11 protein-coding genes are annotated in these 15,420 nt (G+C 72.0%); 7 read left to right on the top strand and 4 right to left on the bottom strand.

What is annotated here, in order from left to right; genetic code table 11:
- Positions 1 to 197 precede the first annotated feature (197 nt).
- From NR792_RS15710 to NR792_RS15695, 4 genes are all read left to right on the top strand, one after another.
- Complete coding sequence (locus tag NR792_RS15710; protein WP_375760840.1) at positions 198 to 2,558, top strand: GMC family oxidoreductase N-terminal domain-containing protein; 2,361 nt, start codon at positions 198 to 200, stop codon at positions 2,556 to 2,558.
- Between the two features lie 19 nt (positions 2,559 to 2,577).
- The gene (locus NR792_RS15705; RefSeq protein WP_375760839.1) at positions 2,578 to 4,119 is read left to right on the top strand and encodes an FAD-dependent oxidoreductase; all 1,542 of its coding nucleotides are present in this window, start codon (positions 2,578 to 2,580) and stop codon (positions 4,117 to 4,119) included.
- A complete protein-coding gene (locus tag NR792_RS15700) occupies positions 4,109 to 5,215 on the top strand; it encodes an alpha/beta fold hydrolase (protein ID WP_375760838.1) in 1,107 nt (368 codons plus the stop codon). The genes NR792_RS15705 and NR792_RS15700 overlap by 11 nt, the downstream gene beginning before the upstream one ends.
- 129 nt (positions 5,216 to 5,344) lie before the next feature.
- Positions 5,345 to 6,250 (top strand): NADP-dependent oxidoreductase, encoded by a 906-nt coding sequence (locus NR792_RS15695; RefSeq protein WP_375760837.1) that lies wholly within the window; start codon positions 5,345 to 5,347, stop codon positions 6,248 to 6,250.
- Between the two features lie 9 nt (positions 6,251 to 6,259).
- Here NR792_RS15695 and NR792_RS15690 read toward each other — a convergent pair whose 3' ends face one another.
- Positions 6,260 to 7,891 (bottom strand): pseudouridine synthase, encoded by a 1,632-nt coding sequence (locus NR792_RS15690; RefSeq protein ID WP_375760836.1) that lies wholly within the window; start codon positions 7,889 to 7,891, stop codon positions 6,260 to 6,262.
- Positions 7,892 to 8,084: 193 nt separating this feature from the next.
- Between NR792_RS15690 and NR792_RS15685 the strand changes: the two genes are divergently transcribed.
- On the top strand, positions 8,085 to 8,939 hold the full coding sequence (locus NR792_RS15685) for a hypothetical protein (RefSeq protein ID WP_375760835.1): 855 nt from the start codon (positions 8,085 to 8,087) through the stop codon (positions 8,937 to 8,939).
- 18 nt (positions 8,940 to 8,957) lie between these two features.
- Here NR792_RS15685 and NR792_RS15680 read toward each other — a convergent pair whose 3' ends face one another.
- Entirely contained in the window at positions 8,958 to 9,269 is a 312-nt protein-coding gene (locus NR792_RS15680; protein WP_375760834.1) for a hypothetical protein, read from the bottom strand.
- 202 nt (positions 9,270 to 9,471) lie between these two features.
- Between NR792_RS15680 and NR792_RS15675 the strand changes: the two genes are divergently transcribed.
- A complete protein-coding gene (locus tag NR792_RS15675) occupies positions 9,472 to 10,776 on the top strand; it encodes a glycoside hydrolase family 2 TIM barrel-domain containing protein (RefSeq protein WP_375760833.1) in 1,305 nt (434 codons plus the stop codon).
- 141 nt (positions 10,777 to 10,917) lie between these two features.
- Positions 10,918 to 11,949: a tetratricopeptide repeat protein gene (locus NR792_RS15670; protein WP_375760832.1), complete on the top strand. Its 1,032-nt coding sequence runs from the start codon at positions 10,918 to 10,920 to the stop codon at positions 11,947 to 11,949.
- Here the strand turns inward: NR792_RS15670 and NR792_RS15665 are convergent.
- On the bottom strand, positions 11,924 to 14,071 hold the full coding sequence (locus NR792_RS15665) for an FUSC family protein (protein WP_375760831.1): 2,148 nt from the start codon (positions 14,069 to 14,071) through the stop codon (positions 11,924 to 11,926). The genes NR792_RS15670 and NR792_RS15665 overlap by 26 nt on opposite strands.
- Positions 14,072 to 14,223: 152 nt before the next feature.
- The gene (locus NR792_RS15660; protein WP_375760830.1) at positions 14,224 to 15,309 is read right to left on the bottom strand and encodes a hypothetical protein; all 1,086 of its coding nucleotides are present in this window, start codon (positions 15,307 to 15,309) and stop codon (positions 14,224 to 14,226) included.
- Between the last annotated feature and the right edge of the window lie 111 nt (positions 15,310 to 15,420).

Below are 15,420 nucleotides of genomic sequence, written 5' to 3'. Positions count from 1 at the left end.
GAGGGGCCCGAGCGCCCGTGGATCCAAACTGTTCCTGGAATGCCCGTCTCCAGAGCGAAAAAGGATGATCCACGGAGGGGGGAGGGCCTCAAGGAAACGGGGTGGACCCGTTGTAGAGTCAGGTCCGTCCTTTCCTGGACGTTCCCGGGTCGCGCTTCCGGATCCCTGCTCCCCAGGGACCGCACCCGAGGGGGAACATGGCACCGGCATACGACGCCCTGGTCATCGGCACCGGGTTTGGCGGCGCGGTGGCGGCCTGTCGGCTCGCGCAGGCGGGCCTGACCGTGCGCGTGCTCGAACGCGGACTGCGCTACCCGAAGGGCAGCTTCCCTCGCGACTTCGAGGACCCCCGCAACGGCTGGCTGTATCAGCACCGGCAGGGCCTCTTCGACATCAAGCTCCTCAAGGGCATGAGCATCGTGCAGGCCGCGGGGTACGGCGGCGGCTCGCTCATCTACGCCAACGTGCACCTGCGCCCGCCGCCGGAGGTGTTCGCGTCCGGGTGGCCGGAGGGCTACAGCCGGGAGGCGTTGGATCCGTACTACGACCTGGTCGCGCACATGCTGGACGTGCAGCCGATTACGGCCTCCGCGCGCGGCCTGCCGCCCAAGACGAAGCGGATGCAGGAGGTGGCGAAGAAGCTGGGCCGCGAGGCGCAGTTCTTCCACCCGAACCTCGCCGTGCGCTTCGCCCCCGCGGGCGAGCCGATGCCCAACAAGTTCGGCGTGCTCCAGGAGGGCTGCAACTACTGCGGCGAGTGCGACATCGGCTGCAACCGCCGCGCGAAGAACACCCTGGACCTGAACTACCTGGCCGTCGCCGAACAGCGGGGCGCGGAGGTGACGACGCAGGCGGAGGTCACCCGCATCGAGCCCCTGTCTCCGGGCTACCGCGTCACCTTCACCGACCACGCGAGCGCCGGCATGCAGCGCACCGTGGACGCGCGCCGCGTCTTCCTGTGCGCGGGCGCGGTGAACACCACGGAGCTGCTGCTGCGCAACCGCGACGTGCTCGGCACGCTGCCGGAGGTGAGCGCACGGCTGGGGGCGCGCTACTCGGCCAACGGGGACTTCCTCGCCTTCGCCTTCGACACGAAGGAGCCGTGGGACCCCTCGGTGGGTCCCACCATCACCACCGGCATGGTGGTGGAGGAGGGCCAGGGCAAGGACAAGACCTGGTTCCTCTTCCAGGAGGGCGGGCACCCGGTGCAGGCGGCGGGGCTGATGCTCGCCATGGACCCGGACCGCGCGATGACGCTCCCGGCGGACCTGCTCCAGCGCGAGCTGGTGAAGGTGCTGCGCACGCGCTCGAAGGAGATGGCCTCCATCGAGAACGAGCGGAGCCGCTTCCAGGCGGTGTTCCTGGCCATGGGCCGGGACAAGTCCAACGGCCGGCTGTCGCTGTCGCCCATCACGCGCGAGCTCCAGGTGCAGTGGGACGTGCCCGCGAACCTGCCGCTGTACCGCACGCAGGAACAGCTCTGCGAGGACGTGGCCCGCGCGCTGGGCACGCGCGCCGCGTACAACCCCCTCTGGGAGCGGCTGCACCTGCCGGTGTCCGTGCACAACCTGGGCGGCTGCGCGATGGCGGAGGAGCCCGCGTACGGCGTCCTCAAGCCTGACGGCGAGGTGCACGGCTATCCCGGCCTGTATGTGATGGACGGCGCGGCGCTGCCGGTGGGCATCGGCGTCAACCCGTCCTCCAGCATCGCCGCGGTGGCCGAGCGCAACGTGGAGCAGGTCATCCGCCAGGTGAAGGACGCGCCGGGCTGGGTGGCGCCGGAGCGCGCGCCGGTGAAGGCCGCGCCCGCGTACCCGCCTCGCGCCAGCATGCGGATGATGCCGGAGGTGGAGACGGTGGCCTCGCCGGTGGTGCCGGGGACGGATCCGCTGGGCGACGTGGTAATTCCGCCCGGCGGCACGGTGGCGTCTCCCACGCCGGTGGTGGGGCTGCGCTTCACGGAGCGGATGAAGGGCTTCCTCCAGCCGGGGCACCCGGCCCCGGACGACTTCGACGGAGCGGCGCGGGCGGGCCAGCGCGCGGGGCAGGCGGCGGAGTTCGTCGTCACCATCACGCTGCCCAACCTGGACCGCTTCCTCGCGCAGGAGGCGCACGGCGGCATCGTGCAGGGCACGCTCCACGTGCGCGGCTTCACGCCGCCTGGGGGCGCGCCGGTGGAGAACGGCGTCTTCAACCTCTTCGTGGGCACGGAGCGCTACTACGAGCGGCGCATGCTGTACCTCATGCCCTTCACCGGCGTGGACGGCCAGCCGTACCTCCTGGATGGCTACAAGGAGGTCAACGACGACGCGGGCTTCGACGTGTGGAGCGACACGTCCACGCTCTACACCGTGCTGCGCAAGGGCCACGAGCGCTCCGGCCCCGTCGTGGCCAGCGGCATCATCCGCCTGCACCTGCCGGACTTCCTCCAGCAGCTCACCACGTTCTCCGTGCTGGGCACGTCGTCGCCGCTGAAGCAGGCGGACGCGATGCGGCGCTTTGGCGGCATGTTCATGGGCACGCTCTGGGACGTCTTCGCCCGCGCGAAGTTCGACTAGGGGGGAACACACAGTGGGCATGGCGAAGCGGTACGACGTGGTGGTGGTGGGCTCCGGCTTCGGTGGCTCCATCACCGCGCTCCGGCTGGCGCAGGCGGGCAAGTCAGTGGCGGTGCTGGAGCGGGGCCGCCGGTACGCCCCGGGCCAGTTCCCCCGGGACATCACGCGCGCGGACGAGCTGCTCTGGCGCCATCCGGTCCGCCCGGAGGCGCGGGGGCTCTACGACGTGCGCTTCCTGTCCGGCATCGGCACGGTGACGGCGAGCGGCGTGGGCGGCGGGTCGCTCATCTACGCCAACGTGCACGTGCGGCCAGACCCCATCGTCTTCGACCACCCGCGCTGGCCCCGGGGCTTCTCCCGCGAGGCGTTGGATCCGTACTACGACAAGGTGGCGCGCGAGCTGGACGTGAAGCCGTTCCCCGCGTCCATCCCGCTGAAGAAGCGCGACCTGTTCCAGCAGGCCGCCCAGCGCATGGGCCGTAAGACCTTCGACCCGGACGAGGCCGTCTCCTGGACGGAGCCCTCCGCTCCGGGCCGCAAGGCCTGCCAGCGCTGCGCGGAGTGCGAGTTCGGCTGCCAGCACGGCGCGAAGAACACCCTGGACCTCACCTACCTGGCGCGCGCGGAGAAGCTGGGCGCCACGGTGTGGCCGGGCCTGTCCGTGTCCCACGTGCAGCGCGTCGCGGGCGGCTACCGCGTGCACTTCAAGGACCTGGCCACCGGGGAGAAGACGTCCGTGGAGGGCAGCCGCGTCGTGCTGTCCGCCGGGGCGCTGGGCACGGTGGAGATTCTCCTGCGCAGCCGCGACCGGGCCCGCACGCTGCCGCTGGTGAGCGAGTGGCTGGGCAAGGGCTACTCCGGCAACGGCGACTTCCTGGGCTCGCTGCACGGCAGCCGGGAAGAAATCATGCCGTGGGAGGGGCCGGACGTGGCCACGGTGATGCGCTTCTTCGACGCCGCGCCGCGCTTCACCATGGTGACGGCCACGTTCAACCAGCCGGCGACGGCGGTGCTCGCGGGGATGGGACAGCCGCGGCTGGGCCTGCTGGGCGGCGTGGGGTCTCCGCTGTGGACGAAGCTGTGGCCGCTGATGCACGGCGCGTTCGCCAAGGGGCTGTTCAACAAGCCGCTGGGCACCGGGGTGGACCCCTCGCGCACGAGCAACCTGTTCGCCATTGGCCAGGACAACGCCAACGGGCACATGGTGCTCAAGGGCGACCGGCTGGACATCGAGTGGGACTACGCGAACGAGAACGCGGCCCTCGTGAACCGCATGACGGACGCGATGCGCGAGCTGGCGTCGCAGTACGGCGGCACGTTCGCGCCGCTCGTCACCTGGGAGCTGTTCCGCCGGCCGTTCACGGTGCACTCGCTGGGCGGGGCGCACCTGGCGGAGTCGCCGGCCCGGGGCGTGGTGTCGAAGGAGGGCGAAGTGTTCAACTACCCCGGACTGTACGTGGCGGATGGCTCCGTCATCCCCACGTCCATCGGTTTCCATCCGGTGATGACCATCAGCGCGGTGGCCGAGCGCATCGCGGAGGCGGTGGCCCATGGCTTTTGATTACCGAAGCGGCGCGGCGGTGTCGCGGACGCTGTCGCAGGACGTGACCCTCAAGGGGCTGCCCCTGGCGGAGCGGTACGACTTCCTCGCGGGCGACGGCGTGCCCCTCAAGCTCACCCGCTACGTGGGGGGCACGAAGGGGCCGGTGCTGCTGGTGCACGGCGCGGGCGTGTGGAGCGGCATGTTCATGCTGCCCACGCTGAAGGAGAACTTCGTCCAGCACCTGGTGCGCCACGGCTACGACACGTGGCTGCTGGACTGGCGCGCCAGCGTGCAGCTGCCCCTGCGGCAGTTCACGCTGGACGACGCGGCGGACCACGACATGCCGGCGGCGGTGCGGCGCGTGCGCGAAATCACCGGCGCGGAGTCGGTGCAGGCGGTGGTGCACTGCGCGGGGTCCGCGGCGTTCTTCATGTCCATGGCCGCGGGGCACCTGCCGGACGTGCGCACCGTGGTGGCGTCGCAGGTGGCGCTGCACCACCACACGCCGGCCTCCACGCGCTTCAAGGCGCTGTTGCGCGTGCCGGAGCTGCTGGACGCGGGACTGGACTCGCTCACGCCGGATGACGCGTCCCGCACGCCGCTGTTCCAGGCGGCCTTCACCCGGGTGGCGGGCTTGCTGCGGATGGAGTGTGACAGCCCGGTGTGCCACCGGCTGTCCTTCATGTACGGCCCGCTGTACCGGCACGCGCGGCTCAATCCGGAGACGCACGCGCGGCTGGAGGAGCAGTTCGGCCGCTGCAACCTGCTGACGTTCCGCCACCTGGGGCAGATGGCGCGCGGCGGTCACGCGGTGAAGTTCGATTACGGCCGCGTGGGCAACCTGCTGCGCTACGGGCAGGCCCGGCCGCCGGACTACCTGGATCCGGAGCCCTTCCAGCGCCCCATCACGTTCATCTCCAGCGAGCGCAACCGCTGCTACCTGCCGTCGTCCACGGAGCGCACCTTCCAGTGGCTGCGCGAGGCGAACGGCGCGCGCTGGTACCAGCGCCGCATGCTGCCCGGCTACGGCCACCTGGACACGTTCATGGGCAGCACCGCCGCCGAGGACTCCTATCCGGTGCTGCGCGAGGCGCTGGAGTTCCAGCCCCGCTGACACGCCGCCCCGTCCAGGGGAGCAGGGGGCGGGGCGACCGGCCGCGGACGATGGCGCCCCCTTCGTGGGTGCTTACCGTTGGGCCGACGTTGGAAGTCTCTTCCCTCGCTCGGCTACGTGGAGGCCCGGATGAAAGCGGTCGTGCTCAAAGGCTATGGGGACGTGGAGGTGCTCGCGGTGCAGGAGATGCCCGAGCCGAAGGTGGGGCCGGGTGAGGTGAAGGTCCGCGTCACCGCCGCGAGCATCAACCCGGTGGACTGGAAGATCCGCCGGGGGGACCTGAAGGGCGGGCTGGACCTGAAGTTCCCCGCCATCCTCGGGCGCGACGTGGCCGGCGAGGTCGTGGAGGTGGGCACGGGCGTGGAGGCCTTCGAGCCGGGCGACCGCGTGATGGGGCTGGTGAACGCCGGCTACGCGGAGACGGTGGTCGCGCCCACGGAGTGCTGGGCGAAGGTGCCCGACAATCTGGACCTGCGGGACGCCGCCGCGCTGCCGCTGGTGACGCTGACGGGCACGCAGCTCATCGAGGAGCACGTGCGGCCCTCGCATGGGGACACGGTGCTCGTCACGGGCGCGCTGGGGGCGGTGGGGCGCTCCGCCATCTTCGCGGCGCGGGCGCGGGGCGCGCGCATCTGGGCGGGCGTGCGCAAGAAGCAGGTGGACGAGGCGCGGAAGCTGGGCGTGGAGGGCGTCGTCGCGCTGGATGATCCGAAGGACGTCGCGAAGCTGCCCACGCTGGACGCGGTGGCGGACACGGTGGGCGGCGAGGCCGTGGCGGCGGTGCTCGACAAGGTGAAGCACGGCGGGACCGTGGGCAGCGTGCTGGGGGAGCCGAAGGGCGCGAAGGAGAAGGGGCTCGTCGTGCGCAGCTTCATGGCCCACCCGGATGCGCACCGGCTCTCGCAGATCGCGGAGAGCGCCGCGAAGGGCGACCTGGTCATTCCCATCAGCCGGACGTTCAAGATGGACGAAGCACGCGAGGCCCAGAAGGTCGCGGAGCAGAGCGGCGTGGGCAAGGTGCTGCTCGTCAACTGACGCGAGCGCTCAGAACGGGGCGGCGCGGGTGAAGGACACGCGCTGCCCCGTCGCCGGGTGCACGAAGGACAGCGTCTCGGCGTGCAGGTGCAGGCGGAGGCCCGCGTGTCCGTACAGCGGGTCTCCCACGATGGGCGCGCCCAGGCCCCGCGGGTGCGCCGCGTGGACGCGGAGTTGGTGCGTGCGGCCGGTGCGCGGATGGAAGGCCACGCGCGTGTGGCCCGCTGCGCGGCGGAGGACCTCCCAGTCGGTGACCGCGGGCTTGCCGTGCACGGGGTCGACAATCTGGCGCGGCCGGTCGTCCAGGTCGACGCGCAGGGGCAGGGTGATGGTGCCCGTGTCTCCCTGGACCGGGCCATCGATGAGCGCCACGTAGCGCTTGGCCACGTCGCGGTGGAGGAACTGGCGCTGAAGCGACGCGTGCGTGCGGCTGTCGAGCGCCGCGACGAGCAGCCCGGAGGTGTCCAGGTCCAGCCGGTGCGCGAGCAGCGGGCCCGTGGCGTGCGGATACCGCGCGCGCAGGCGGGTGAGCACCGAGTCCAGCAGTGCGGCGTCCCGGCCCGGCACGGACAGCAGGCCGCAGGGCTTGTCGATGACGACGAGCCACGCGTCCTCGAAGACGATGGAGAGCTCCGGCGTGGGCGCGGACGGCGGGACGAAGACGCGCGGCGCGGAGACCTCCAGGCCCTCCAGCATGAACGGGAGCAGGGGACCGCACTTGTCGCGGCACGCCGGATAGAACGCGCCCTGGATGCGGCCGCCGGACGCGGGCGGCGTCCCCCACCAGAACTCCGCGAGCGCCACCGGCTGGAGGCCATGCGCGAAGGCGTAGGCGAGCAGCTTCGCGCCCGCGCAGTCACCCGCGCCGGATGGGGGTTCCGCGCCGCCGTAGAGCGAGCGGAGCGGGCGGGTGTCTCCCCGGGCGTTGGTGATGGCGTAGGTGTCGTGGAGCTGCCTCATGAAGCCGCGCGAGACGATGCGCCGCAGCCGGTCCAGGGCGCGCACGCGGCGCTCTGCCTTGGCGCGGGCAGGGGCAAGCTGGCGCCGCGCTTCTTCCTGCGCTGCGTCCCACCGGCGCTTCTCCGCCTTGTCACCCCGGCTCTCCTGGTCGAGCGCGTGCAGTGCCTGCGCGCGTTCAGCCTCCGTGAGCCCCTGCATGGCAAGGATCTCCGCCCGGCGTTCATGCCGCTGGCGGCGGCGGGCCTCATGGCGCAGGCGCATGGCTTCGCGCTCCGTGGCCTCGCGGGCCTGGCGGGCGTCATCCTCCGTGCGCAGGCGGCGCAGTTCCTCGGAAGCACTCCAGGCTTCGGCTCGGGCCAGCAGGGCCTTCACCGTGGCATCGGCCACTGGCTCCACGCGGGCACGTGCCTCACGGTCGAACACGGGGGGCACGAAGCCCGGCACGTCCCAGCGTCCCGCGAGCATCGCGGAGAAGGCTCGCAGCACGCCGAAGGTCCCATCCGGCTGCCGCACCACGAGCACTCCGAACATCTTTCCGCCGTCCGGCCCCTGGAGGACCTCCCCTGGCAGCCCGGGAGCAATGACCCCATCACGGAGCGTGGCCTGCAGTGACTCCGCGGCCCGGCGCGCGAGGGCGTGCGGGCCCACGGCGTCGAAGGGGCTCGGGAAGGCTTCTGGCACTTCGTCCGCCCAGGGCGCCGGTTCGAGTGCGGTGACAAGCGGGTCCACGGCGCCGGAGTAGCACGAAACCGCATGCGCGCCCCACCGATCCTGAAGGCCTGGCGGGCAGGCTGGCTGCCATTGCAATCCCATGTCAGGATTGCGCGGGAAATTCATGCCCAGACACCTCTCCTCATCCGCGACGACTCGCTCAGTGACGCCCCTCCCGCGCTTCCGGGCCGCCGTGCTCCTGGCGGTCCTCGCCATGACCCCGGCGGCCGCCGAGGAGCCACCGGCCCCTACGGCTCCCAGCAAGGCTGGCCAGGACGCATGTCCACCCGCGCTCCGGGTCGTGGTGGATCCACAGGAGCTGAAGAAGCAGGTGCGTGCGGCGAAGACGACCGCCGGGTTGCGGAAGCTCCTCCACCCGCTGGGATTGGACCCGGCGTGGGAGCGGCAGGAGTGCCTGAAGGAGGAGGGGCCGGCGTCGGCGCAGCTCGACGTCTTCCGTGCACGCATCGTGTCGGCGGACGCGCAGGACTTCGTCCTCCAGGCCCGCGGGCAGGCGTGCGATGGGCTGAAGCTGCTGTCTGGCGTGGTGCTTCACCCGCTCGGCGGCAAGAACACCTTCTGCGCCCTTCCGATGGAGTTCCTGCCGGGCGTGGTGGAGAGCCAGGCCTACCGTGTCGTGTTCTCCTTCGAGAACCTCACCGACCCCGTCCGGCAGGTCTTCCGCGTCGAGCAGACCGACGCGGACTCACGCAACGAATACCAGACGCTGTCGTATTGGGAGGCGCAGGAGGGCTCGCTGCGCTCCATCTTCACCCTCGAGTCGGGAAGCCACTCCGGCTTCGTCAACGGCTCGACCGAGGCGAAGGTCACGCCGGTGGGCGACGCGTTTCCACGCTTCCTGGAGGTCAAGGAGTCCAGCCGGGAGTGCGGCAAGTTCATCGACATGCCCTCGGGCGAGAGCGTCTATGAGTCCAGCTGCCGCGACGCCGCGAACGAGGTGCGCATGTGCTACCGCCGCAAGTCCCCCGGTGCCCCGGGGGCCTACGACAAGTGCTAGGCCGCTGGAGTCGCGGGCCTACGGAGTGGCTGGCTGGCTGAGGCGGAAGAGGGCGACAGCGCGGTCCATGCACCGATGCACGTCATCCAGCTCCATGTAGCCCGCGTCGTAGGGGCCGCCCGGCCAGGTCTCTTCGTGGCGCCATCCCTCTCCGCGCGCCATGGCCGCGTCGTCGACGTTGATGGGGTCTCCGCCCGGCTCCGCGATGTCCAGCTCCCACGAGTCCCAGCGCGCACGGAAGTAGAACGGACGCCCATCCACCTCGCCGTCGCCCTGCATCGGGCAGGAGCCGTAGAAGTCACCGCTCCAGCCGTTCCCCTCCAGCTTCATGGCATGACCGCCTTTCCGCCAAGTTCCACCGAGCCGTCCATGCAGCTCTCGGGACGAGCCACGCGGACGCCAGGGAATGCTGCTCCTGACATCCGGACCGCGACAAGCCTGGCCGGAGTCTTCCAAACCTGTCCGACAGTCGGACAGGTTCGTGCGAGGCGCCGCTGACAGGGATGGAAGGCGCTCTACACTCACCGTTTCCATGGCCAACGCCCATTCCTTCGCTGTCGGCATCCTGCTGTTGACCGCGCTCCTGTTCCCCGGGTGGAACGTGGAGGCTCGCACCGCCATCGTGAAGGCAGGGGCGGGGTGGAAGCTGGAGGTGGACGGCCAGCCCTATGTGGCCAAGGGCGTGACGTTCAGCGGCACGGGCGGGCCCGCGAACTTCGACAGGGATTGCGAGCAGCTGCGCGCCCTGGGCGTCAACACGCTGCGCACCTGGGGCACCGGCGAGGAGACTCCCGCGCTGCTCAATGCCGCGCACAAGCATGGCCTGCGCGTGCTGGTGGGGCTGTGGCTGCGGCCGGGCCGCGCGGGCATGGAGAATGACGACGCCTTCGACTACGCGCGCGACGCCAAGGGCCGCGAGGCGCAGCTCCAGGCCACGCTCGCGCAGGTGCGCCGCTTCAAGGACCACCCGGCGGTGCTCGCATGGGGACTGGGCAACGAGGTCATCCTCAATTCTCCGGATGAGCCGTCGAAGGTCGCCTACGCGCGCTTCCTGGAGAAGGTCGTCCGCGCGGTGAAGAAGGCGGACCCCGGGCACCCCGTGCTGTCCGTGGATGCGTGGACGCTGGGCATACCGCTCTGGGAGAAGTACGTCCCCTCGCTGGATGCGTATGGCTTGAACGTCTACGGCCGGGGCGTCCATGCGCTGGCGGACGCGGTGAAGCAGGCCGGCGGGCGCAAGCCGTGGTTCATCACCGAGTTCGGCGCCCAGGGCGAATGGGAAGCCCCCAAGGACGCGCGCAGCCTGCCCGTGGAGCCGGGTGACGGGGAGAAGTACGCCGTCATCGTGGACGGCTGGCGCAACGCCCTGGCGCCGCACGTCCAGGCGGGCCGGTGTCTGGGATTGTTTGTCTTCAACTACAGCGCGACGCTGGACCACACCGGACTGTGGCTGGGAATGCTGTCCGGCACCTCCACGCGGCCCGCGTGGCACGCGGTGGGGGAGGCGTACACGGGTACGAAGCCAGAGCCGGCGCTCCCGGTGCCGGTGCGCCTGGAGGTCCGGGGCGTGGAGAAGGGTTGGGCGGACGTGGCGTTCGACGTCACCTCCGCCACGCCGCTGGACGTGTCCTTCGCCTACAACTTCCGGGGCGCGGCGACCCGCGCGGAGCGCGACCGCGTGACGGTGCTGGAGTCCCGGAAGGGGAGCACTCCCGGTACGTGGCGCGTCCGGCTGCCTGCCGTGACAGGGGCCATCAAGCTGTATGGCCTGGCGAAGGACGGTGCGGGGAACCTGGTCGCCGCCACGACGTCCGTGGCGGCTCCGGTGGTTCCCTGAAGCCATGCGCTAGAGTGCGGCGCCATGCGTTGGCCTTTGCTCCTTCTTTCCCTGCTGGTGCTCTCCGCCGGCTGTGCCCACCGACCGCTTCCGTCCGACCTGCCGCCACCCGGGGCGAGCCATGGGCATCTGGCATTGGCCATGGATGCCTTCCTGGATGACCCCGCCTCCTACGCGAAGCGGGTGGCGCGGAACCCGGTCCTCGCCGGTGGCACCTCCTCGCAGACTCCCGTGGATGCTCCGGTCCTGGAACTGGAGGCCGGACAGGCTCCTGGGGTCTTCAACGAAGCCGTCCAGACCCTGGCGGGAAGGCCCACCGAGGCCCAGGTCGTTCAGGCTTGGGGCGACCTTCAGGCGGCGTGCGACGCGGACCATGAGCAGGCGTGCCAGTTCCTGAAGGAGCAGAGCCTCCCGCCGGCGCGGACCCGGGGTGGGGTGACCCACCCCAAGGAGAGAAGCCGGTCCTTCCGTAGCGAGTACGCCGTGGTCATCCTGCAATGCCGCATCGACGTGGATGAGCGCGTGCGGGACTGCCAGGTCGTCGAGGATGGCTCCGGGCGGCCCTCTCAACACTTCATCGCGCAGCTGGGTGAGAGCCGCTACCGGCCTTGGAGCCTGGCGGGACATGCCGCCGCGACCTCGTATTCCTTTACCTTCAACCTCCGTTATGGAGGCCCCGCCGAGGATGAGCTTTCGCTGGAGCAGAAGCTGGGCTGGGCGCGGCTGCGGGTGGCCCATTTCCCCCAAAGCGGCGGGGCCTGGGCCAACCTCGCGATGCAGCTCGCCGTCCACACGCCGGAGGATCCGGACTACCCGAAGGTGCTCGCACAGGCCCATGCCCTGGCGCCCAGATTCCAGTGGACGGCGACGGAGATGGCCTGGCACCGCGTGCAGGCCGGGCAATACGCCGCGGCCCTGATGGCGCTGCGCCCGGTGATCCGCCGCTCCGTGATGGGGGAGCACCCCAACCCCTATGTGCTGGAGACCGCCGCCGCCGCGCACTTCGGCCTGAACCAGTGCCCCGAGGCGCTGGCGGAACAACGCAAGGCCGTGGACCTGCTGCCGAAGGAGTGGCCCGCGCCGGAACGGGAGCGCTTCCAGCGCAAGCTCCAGGACTACCAGTCCGCCTGCGCCACGCCCAAGGCCGTCAGCGCAGCGACGGGTCCTCGCTGATCCGCGCCACCGCGCCGTGCAGGATGCCGAGCTGCCGGGGCACGCGCTCCAGCAGCGCGCCCAGCACCGGGTCGTCACTCGTGCGTGGCAGCGCCAGGGCGGGCAGGGGCGGGGGCTCGCGCCGCTCCTGCAGCGCTCGGGCGAGCAACTCCAGGCTGTCGCTGGCCCGCTGCGCCAGCTGCTGCGGCAGCACGGACGCCGTCCTCCCTTCGCGCCGTCCCGTGCCCAGCGCCGTCACCGCCAGCGCGAACCTCCGCGCGTAGGTGAGCAGCGCCATGCCCGGCTCCAGGTGCTGGGGCGGGCCCCGGTACTCCGTCATCAGCCGCTGGAAGGAGGACTCCGCCTCCATCAGCGCCTGGTCCAGGCGGCGGCGCTCGTCGTTCACCGCCGGCTCCGTGCCGCTGCGGTGCGTGGCCAGCTGTTGCAGGTACTTCCCATCCGCGCGCAGGGCGGAGGCCGCCGCGTCCGGGAAGCGGCGGCGCTCCGGGCTGGGCCACAACGTCCAGGAGCCCACCAGCGCCAGCGTCCCCGCGATGAGCACGCCCAGCGAGCGCTGCGACGCCACCGTCCAGTCCCCGGAGCTGAGCGTGGCCATGAGCAGGTAGTCCGGCGTGAGCAGGACCTGGAACGCGCCGAAGTTCAGCGGCAGCAGCGTCACGGAGATGGCCGTCAGCACGCTGATGACGCCAATCATCATGGGCGGCGTGTGCACCGTGGTCGCGATGAGCGCCGCCAGGCTCGCGCCCACCAGCGTCCCCAGCGTGCGCTGGAGCACGCGCTCCTCCGTGCTGCCCGCGTAGGGCTGGAGGATGGAGATGACCACCAGGCTCACCCAGTGCGCGTCCCCCACCTGCAACGCCTGCGTCAGCCCCAGCGCCGCCGTGGCCACCATCCCCGTGCGCAGCGCGTGCCGCAGCACCACCGAGTCCCGGTGCAGGTGGTCCCGAAGCGGCTGCCACCAGGAGCGCCCCGGCCCCTCCTCGAGCCCTCCCACCGTCCCCCTGCCACGCGCCGACACCGGGTCGCCGAAGAGCAGACCCGAAGCCGTCTCGTGCGCCACGCCCGCGCTCTCCCGCAGCCGGTCCAGCAGCGTGGCGACGTGCGTGGACAGCGGCCCCTCCGTGGTGTGCCGCACCGACGGCGCGGCCATCCTCGCGGGCTGCCGCCGGTGCCGGGGCTTGAGCGCCAGCCGGGGCGGAGCGCGCATGCCCTCGTTGCGCTCCTGCACCAGCGCTCGCGCCACCCACAGGCCCATCGCGGCGAAGGCCTCGCACAGCCGCGCCACCCGCTCACGCGTCGCGTGCAGGTGCGGGTCGCGCCCCACCACCTGCATCGCCTCCGCCAGCGCGCTGAGCAGCGCCACCATCGGCTCCGCCAGCTCCACCAGCACCAGCAGGTGCTCGCCGCGCCGGGACTCGTCCGGCCTCCCGCGCCGCGTGGCCGCGAGCACGCCGCGCGCCCGTTCGATGTCCGGACGGATCCGTGCATGGCGCTTCAGCCCTTCCGCCCAGGCGTCGGGCGTGGCCCCCTCCAGCGTCGCCCCGCGCAGCGCCTCCGCCGCGGTCGCGAGCCCCGCGTACACCTCCGCCACCGCCCGGCGCGCGGGGCGGTAGGGCCTCAGCGGCCACAGCAGCAGCGACAGCACCATCGCCCACAGGCCTCCCAGGAGCAGCGCGGCCCCGCGCAGCACCGCCTCTCGCAGCGAGGCCGCGGGCGCGCCCAGCGACACGACGAAGATGACTGCGAGCTGTCCCCCCACGGAGCCCGCCGTCTCGCCGTAGCTGCGCGCGAAGCTCGCCGCCGTGACGCCCACGAGCAGCAGCGTGGCATCCACCAGGTACGTGCGGCCCGCGGGCGCGGCGAGCATGCCGACCAGCGCCCCCAGCACCGTCACCGCGCCCATGACGCGCGCCCGCACGCGGTAGGAGCCGCCCTTGTCCGCGAGCGTGACGAGCAGGCCCGTGAGGCCCGCCCAGCTGGCCGCGGGCACGGTGAGCAGGTAGGACAGGCACAGGGGCAGGGCGGTGGCGACGGCGGCCCGGATGCCCGCCCACAGGGCCGGTCTGCCGGGCTCCACCCGGAAGAGCGACTGGAGGTGTCTCAGCAGCCGGTGATGGGGCATGGGGGGAGGGTCGGGCCGTCACCCCAGAGGGTGGCCACGGCCGTCCCCCTCCACAGCCAGGGGAGGCTCCTCCCCCCGATGACCGGACGGCACCCCGGGCCCGGGCCCGTAAGCCCCTCCCTCCCGGAAGGCCGGGGCGGGCGTCCCTGGCCTCAGCCCGTCCCCAGGGCCGGCGCGTCCTCGGCGTCGCCGGGCGCTTCCTCCGCTTCGAGCGCGGTGCCGTCCCACGGGATGTAGCGCACGCCCGGCATCGGCTCCGGGCCGTGGAACTCCAGCGCGCCCACGGTGGAGGTGAGCTTCTGCGTGGGCCGCCACGCCGCGAAGGGATGGGGGCGGGAGAAGAGCTGCACCTCGCACCGGGCCACGTCGCTCTGGGCCACCAGCACGTCCCAGCCCGTGGGGTCGCGGTACGCGTAGCCCACCAGCGTGCGCGGGTCGCACCACGCGCGGCCCTCCATGGCCACGGTGGCGGACGCGGCGCGGAAGGACAGCTCTCCGGACGCGGGCGACGTCACGCTCGACAGGAGCACGTGGGGCACCTCGTGGAACGTGTGCTCGGCGTCGCGCGTGCGCAGGTAGATGGGCGACAGCTGGGGGTGGCCCCGCTTGCGCTTCGCGCGCACCGCCATGAGCTCCAGCCGCGCGGCGTCGTCCTCGCGGAAGCGCGGGCAGTACAGCCACGTCAGCTCCTCCAGCCGCCGGTGGCCCCACAGGTGCTTCTGCAGGCCGGGCGCGCCCTTCACGTCGATGCGCTCGCCGTCCACCGTCACCGTGCCTTCGAAGGTGGCGTCGTCGTGCACGTGGGAGACGTGCGTGGGCAGGGGCAGGAGCGCGGTGCCGCGCGGCTCCCGGCGCACCGGCCCGGGGCTTCCGCCCTGGAAGCGCAGGTCCCACGTGATGGTGTGCCCCCCGCTGGCCACCTGGCCGTGACAGTGGCCGGGCGTCAGCTCCGAGTCCGCGATGCGCACGCCGCCCGAGGGCAGCGCCGTGAAGGCGGAGGCCGGGTGGATGGCCTTGAGCGCCACCGCGGGCCGGTCGCTCGACGCGCAGTCGAACGCCGCCGCCCACATCGTGGCGCGAGGCTCGCCGCCGCTGCCCGGGGCGGGGGTGAACAGGGTGTAGCGCAACCACCAGGCGCGATCGCCGCCGGGGTCGAGCACCACCAGGAACCAGATTTCGAAGAACCCCCGCTGATGACCGTTCCAGCGCGGCAGGTTGGCGCGCTCGCTCGACGGCATTGGATGAAGCCCCCTCTTGCGCGGCCGTTCACGGCCCGGACGCCGCGCCCAGACCTTCACGCTGGCAGATGGGGACAGGTACGAGCAAGGGGCCCCGGGGTCGCGGATCCG

It is taken from the genome of Corallococcus exercitus, from assembly GCF_042231735.1.
Lineage (GTDB): Bacteria > Myxococcota > Myxococcia > Myxococcales > Myxococcaceae > Corallococcus > Corallococcus exercitus_B.
Note: the sequence above shows the minus strand (reverse complement) of the source record. Positions and strands in the feature narration are given on the sequence as shown.

What these genes read in the sequence shown, in the direction of transcription:
- NR792_RS15710 (WP_375760840.1), top strand. Translation starts at nt 198, where the DNA reads ATGGCACCGGCATACGACGCCCTGGTCATCGGCACCGGGTTTGGCGGC.
- NR792_RS15705 (WP_375760839.1), top strand. Translation starts at nt 2,578, where the DNA reads ATGGCGAAGCGGTACGACGTGGTGGTGGTGGGCTCCGGCTTCGGTGGC.
- NR792_RS15700 (WP_375760838.1), top strand. Translation starts at nt 4,109, where the DNA reads ATGGCTTTTGATTACCGAAGCGGCGCGGCGGTGTCGCGGACGCTGTCG.
- NR792_RS15695 (WP_375760837.1), top strand. Translation starts at nt 5,345, where the DNA reads ATGAAAGCGGTCGTGCTCAAAGGCTATGGGGACGTGGAGGTGCTCGCG.
- NR792_RS15680 (WP_375760834.1), bottom strand. Translation starts at nt 9,269, where the DNA reads ATGAAGCTGGAGGGGAACGGCTGGAGCGGTGACTTCTACGGCTCCTGC.
- NR792_RS15675 (WP_375760833.1), top strand. Translation starts at nt 9,472, where the DNA reads ATGGCCAACGCCCATTCCTTCGCTGTCGGCATCCTGCTGTTGACCGCG.
- NR792_RS15670 (WP_375760832.1), top strand. Translation starts at nt 10,918, where the DNA reads ATGGATGCCTTCCTGGATGACCCCGCCTCCTACGCGAAGCGGGTGGCG.
- NR792_RS15665 (WP_375760831.1), bottom strand. Translation starts at nt 14,071, where the DNA reads ATGCCCCATCACCGGCTGCTGAGACACCTCCAGTCGCTCTTCCGGGTG.
- NR792_RS15660 (WP_375760830.1), bottom strand. Translation starts at nt 15,309, where the DNA reads ATGCCGTCGAGCGAGCGCGCCAACCTGCCGCGCTGGAACGGTCATCAG.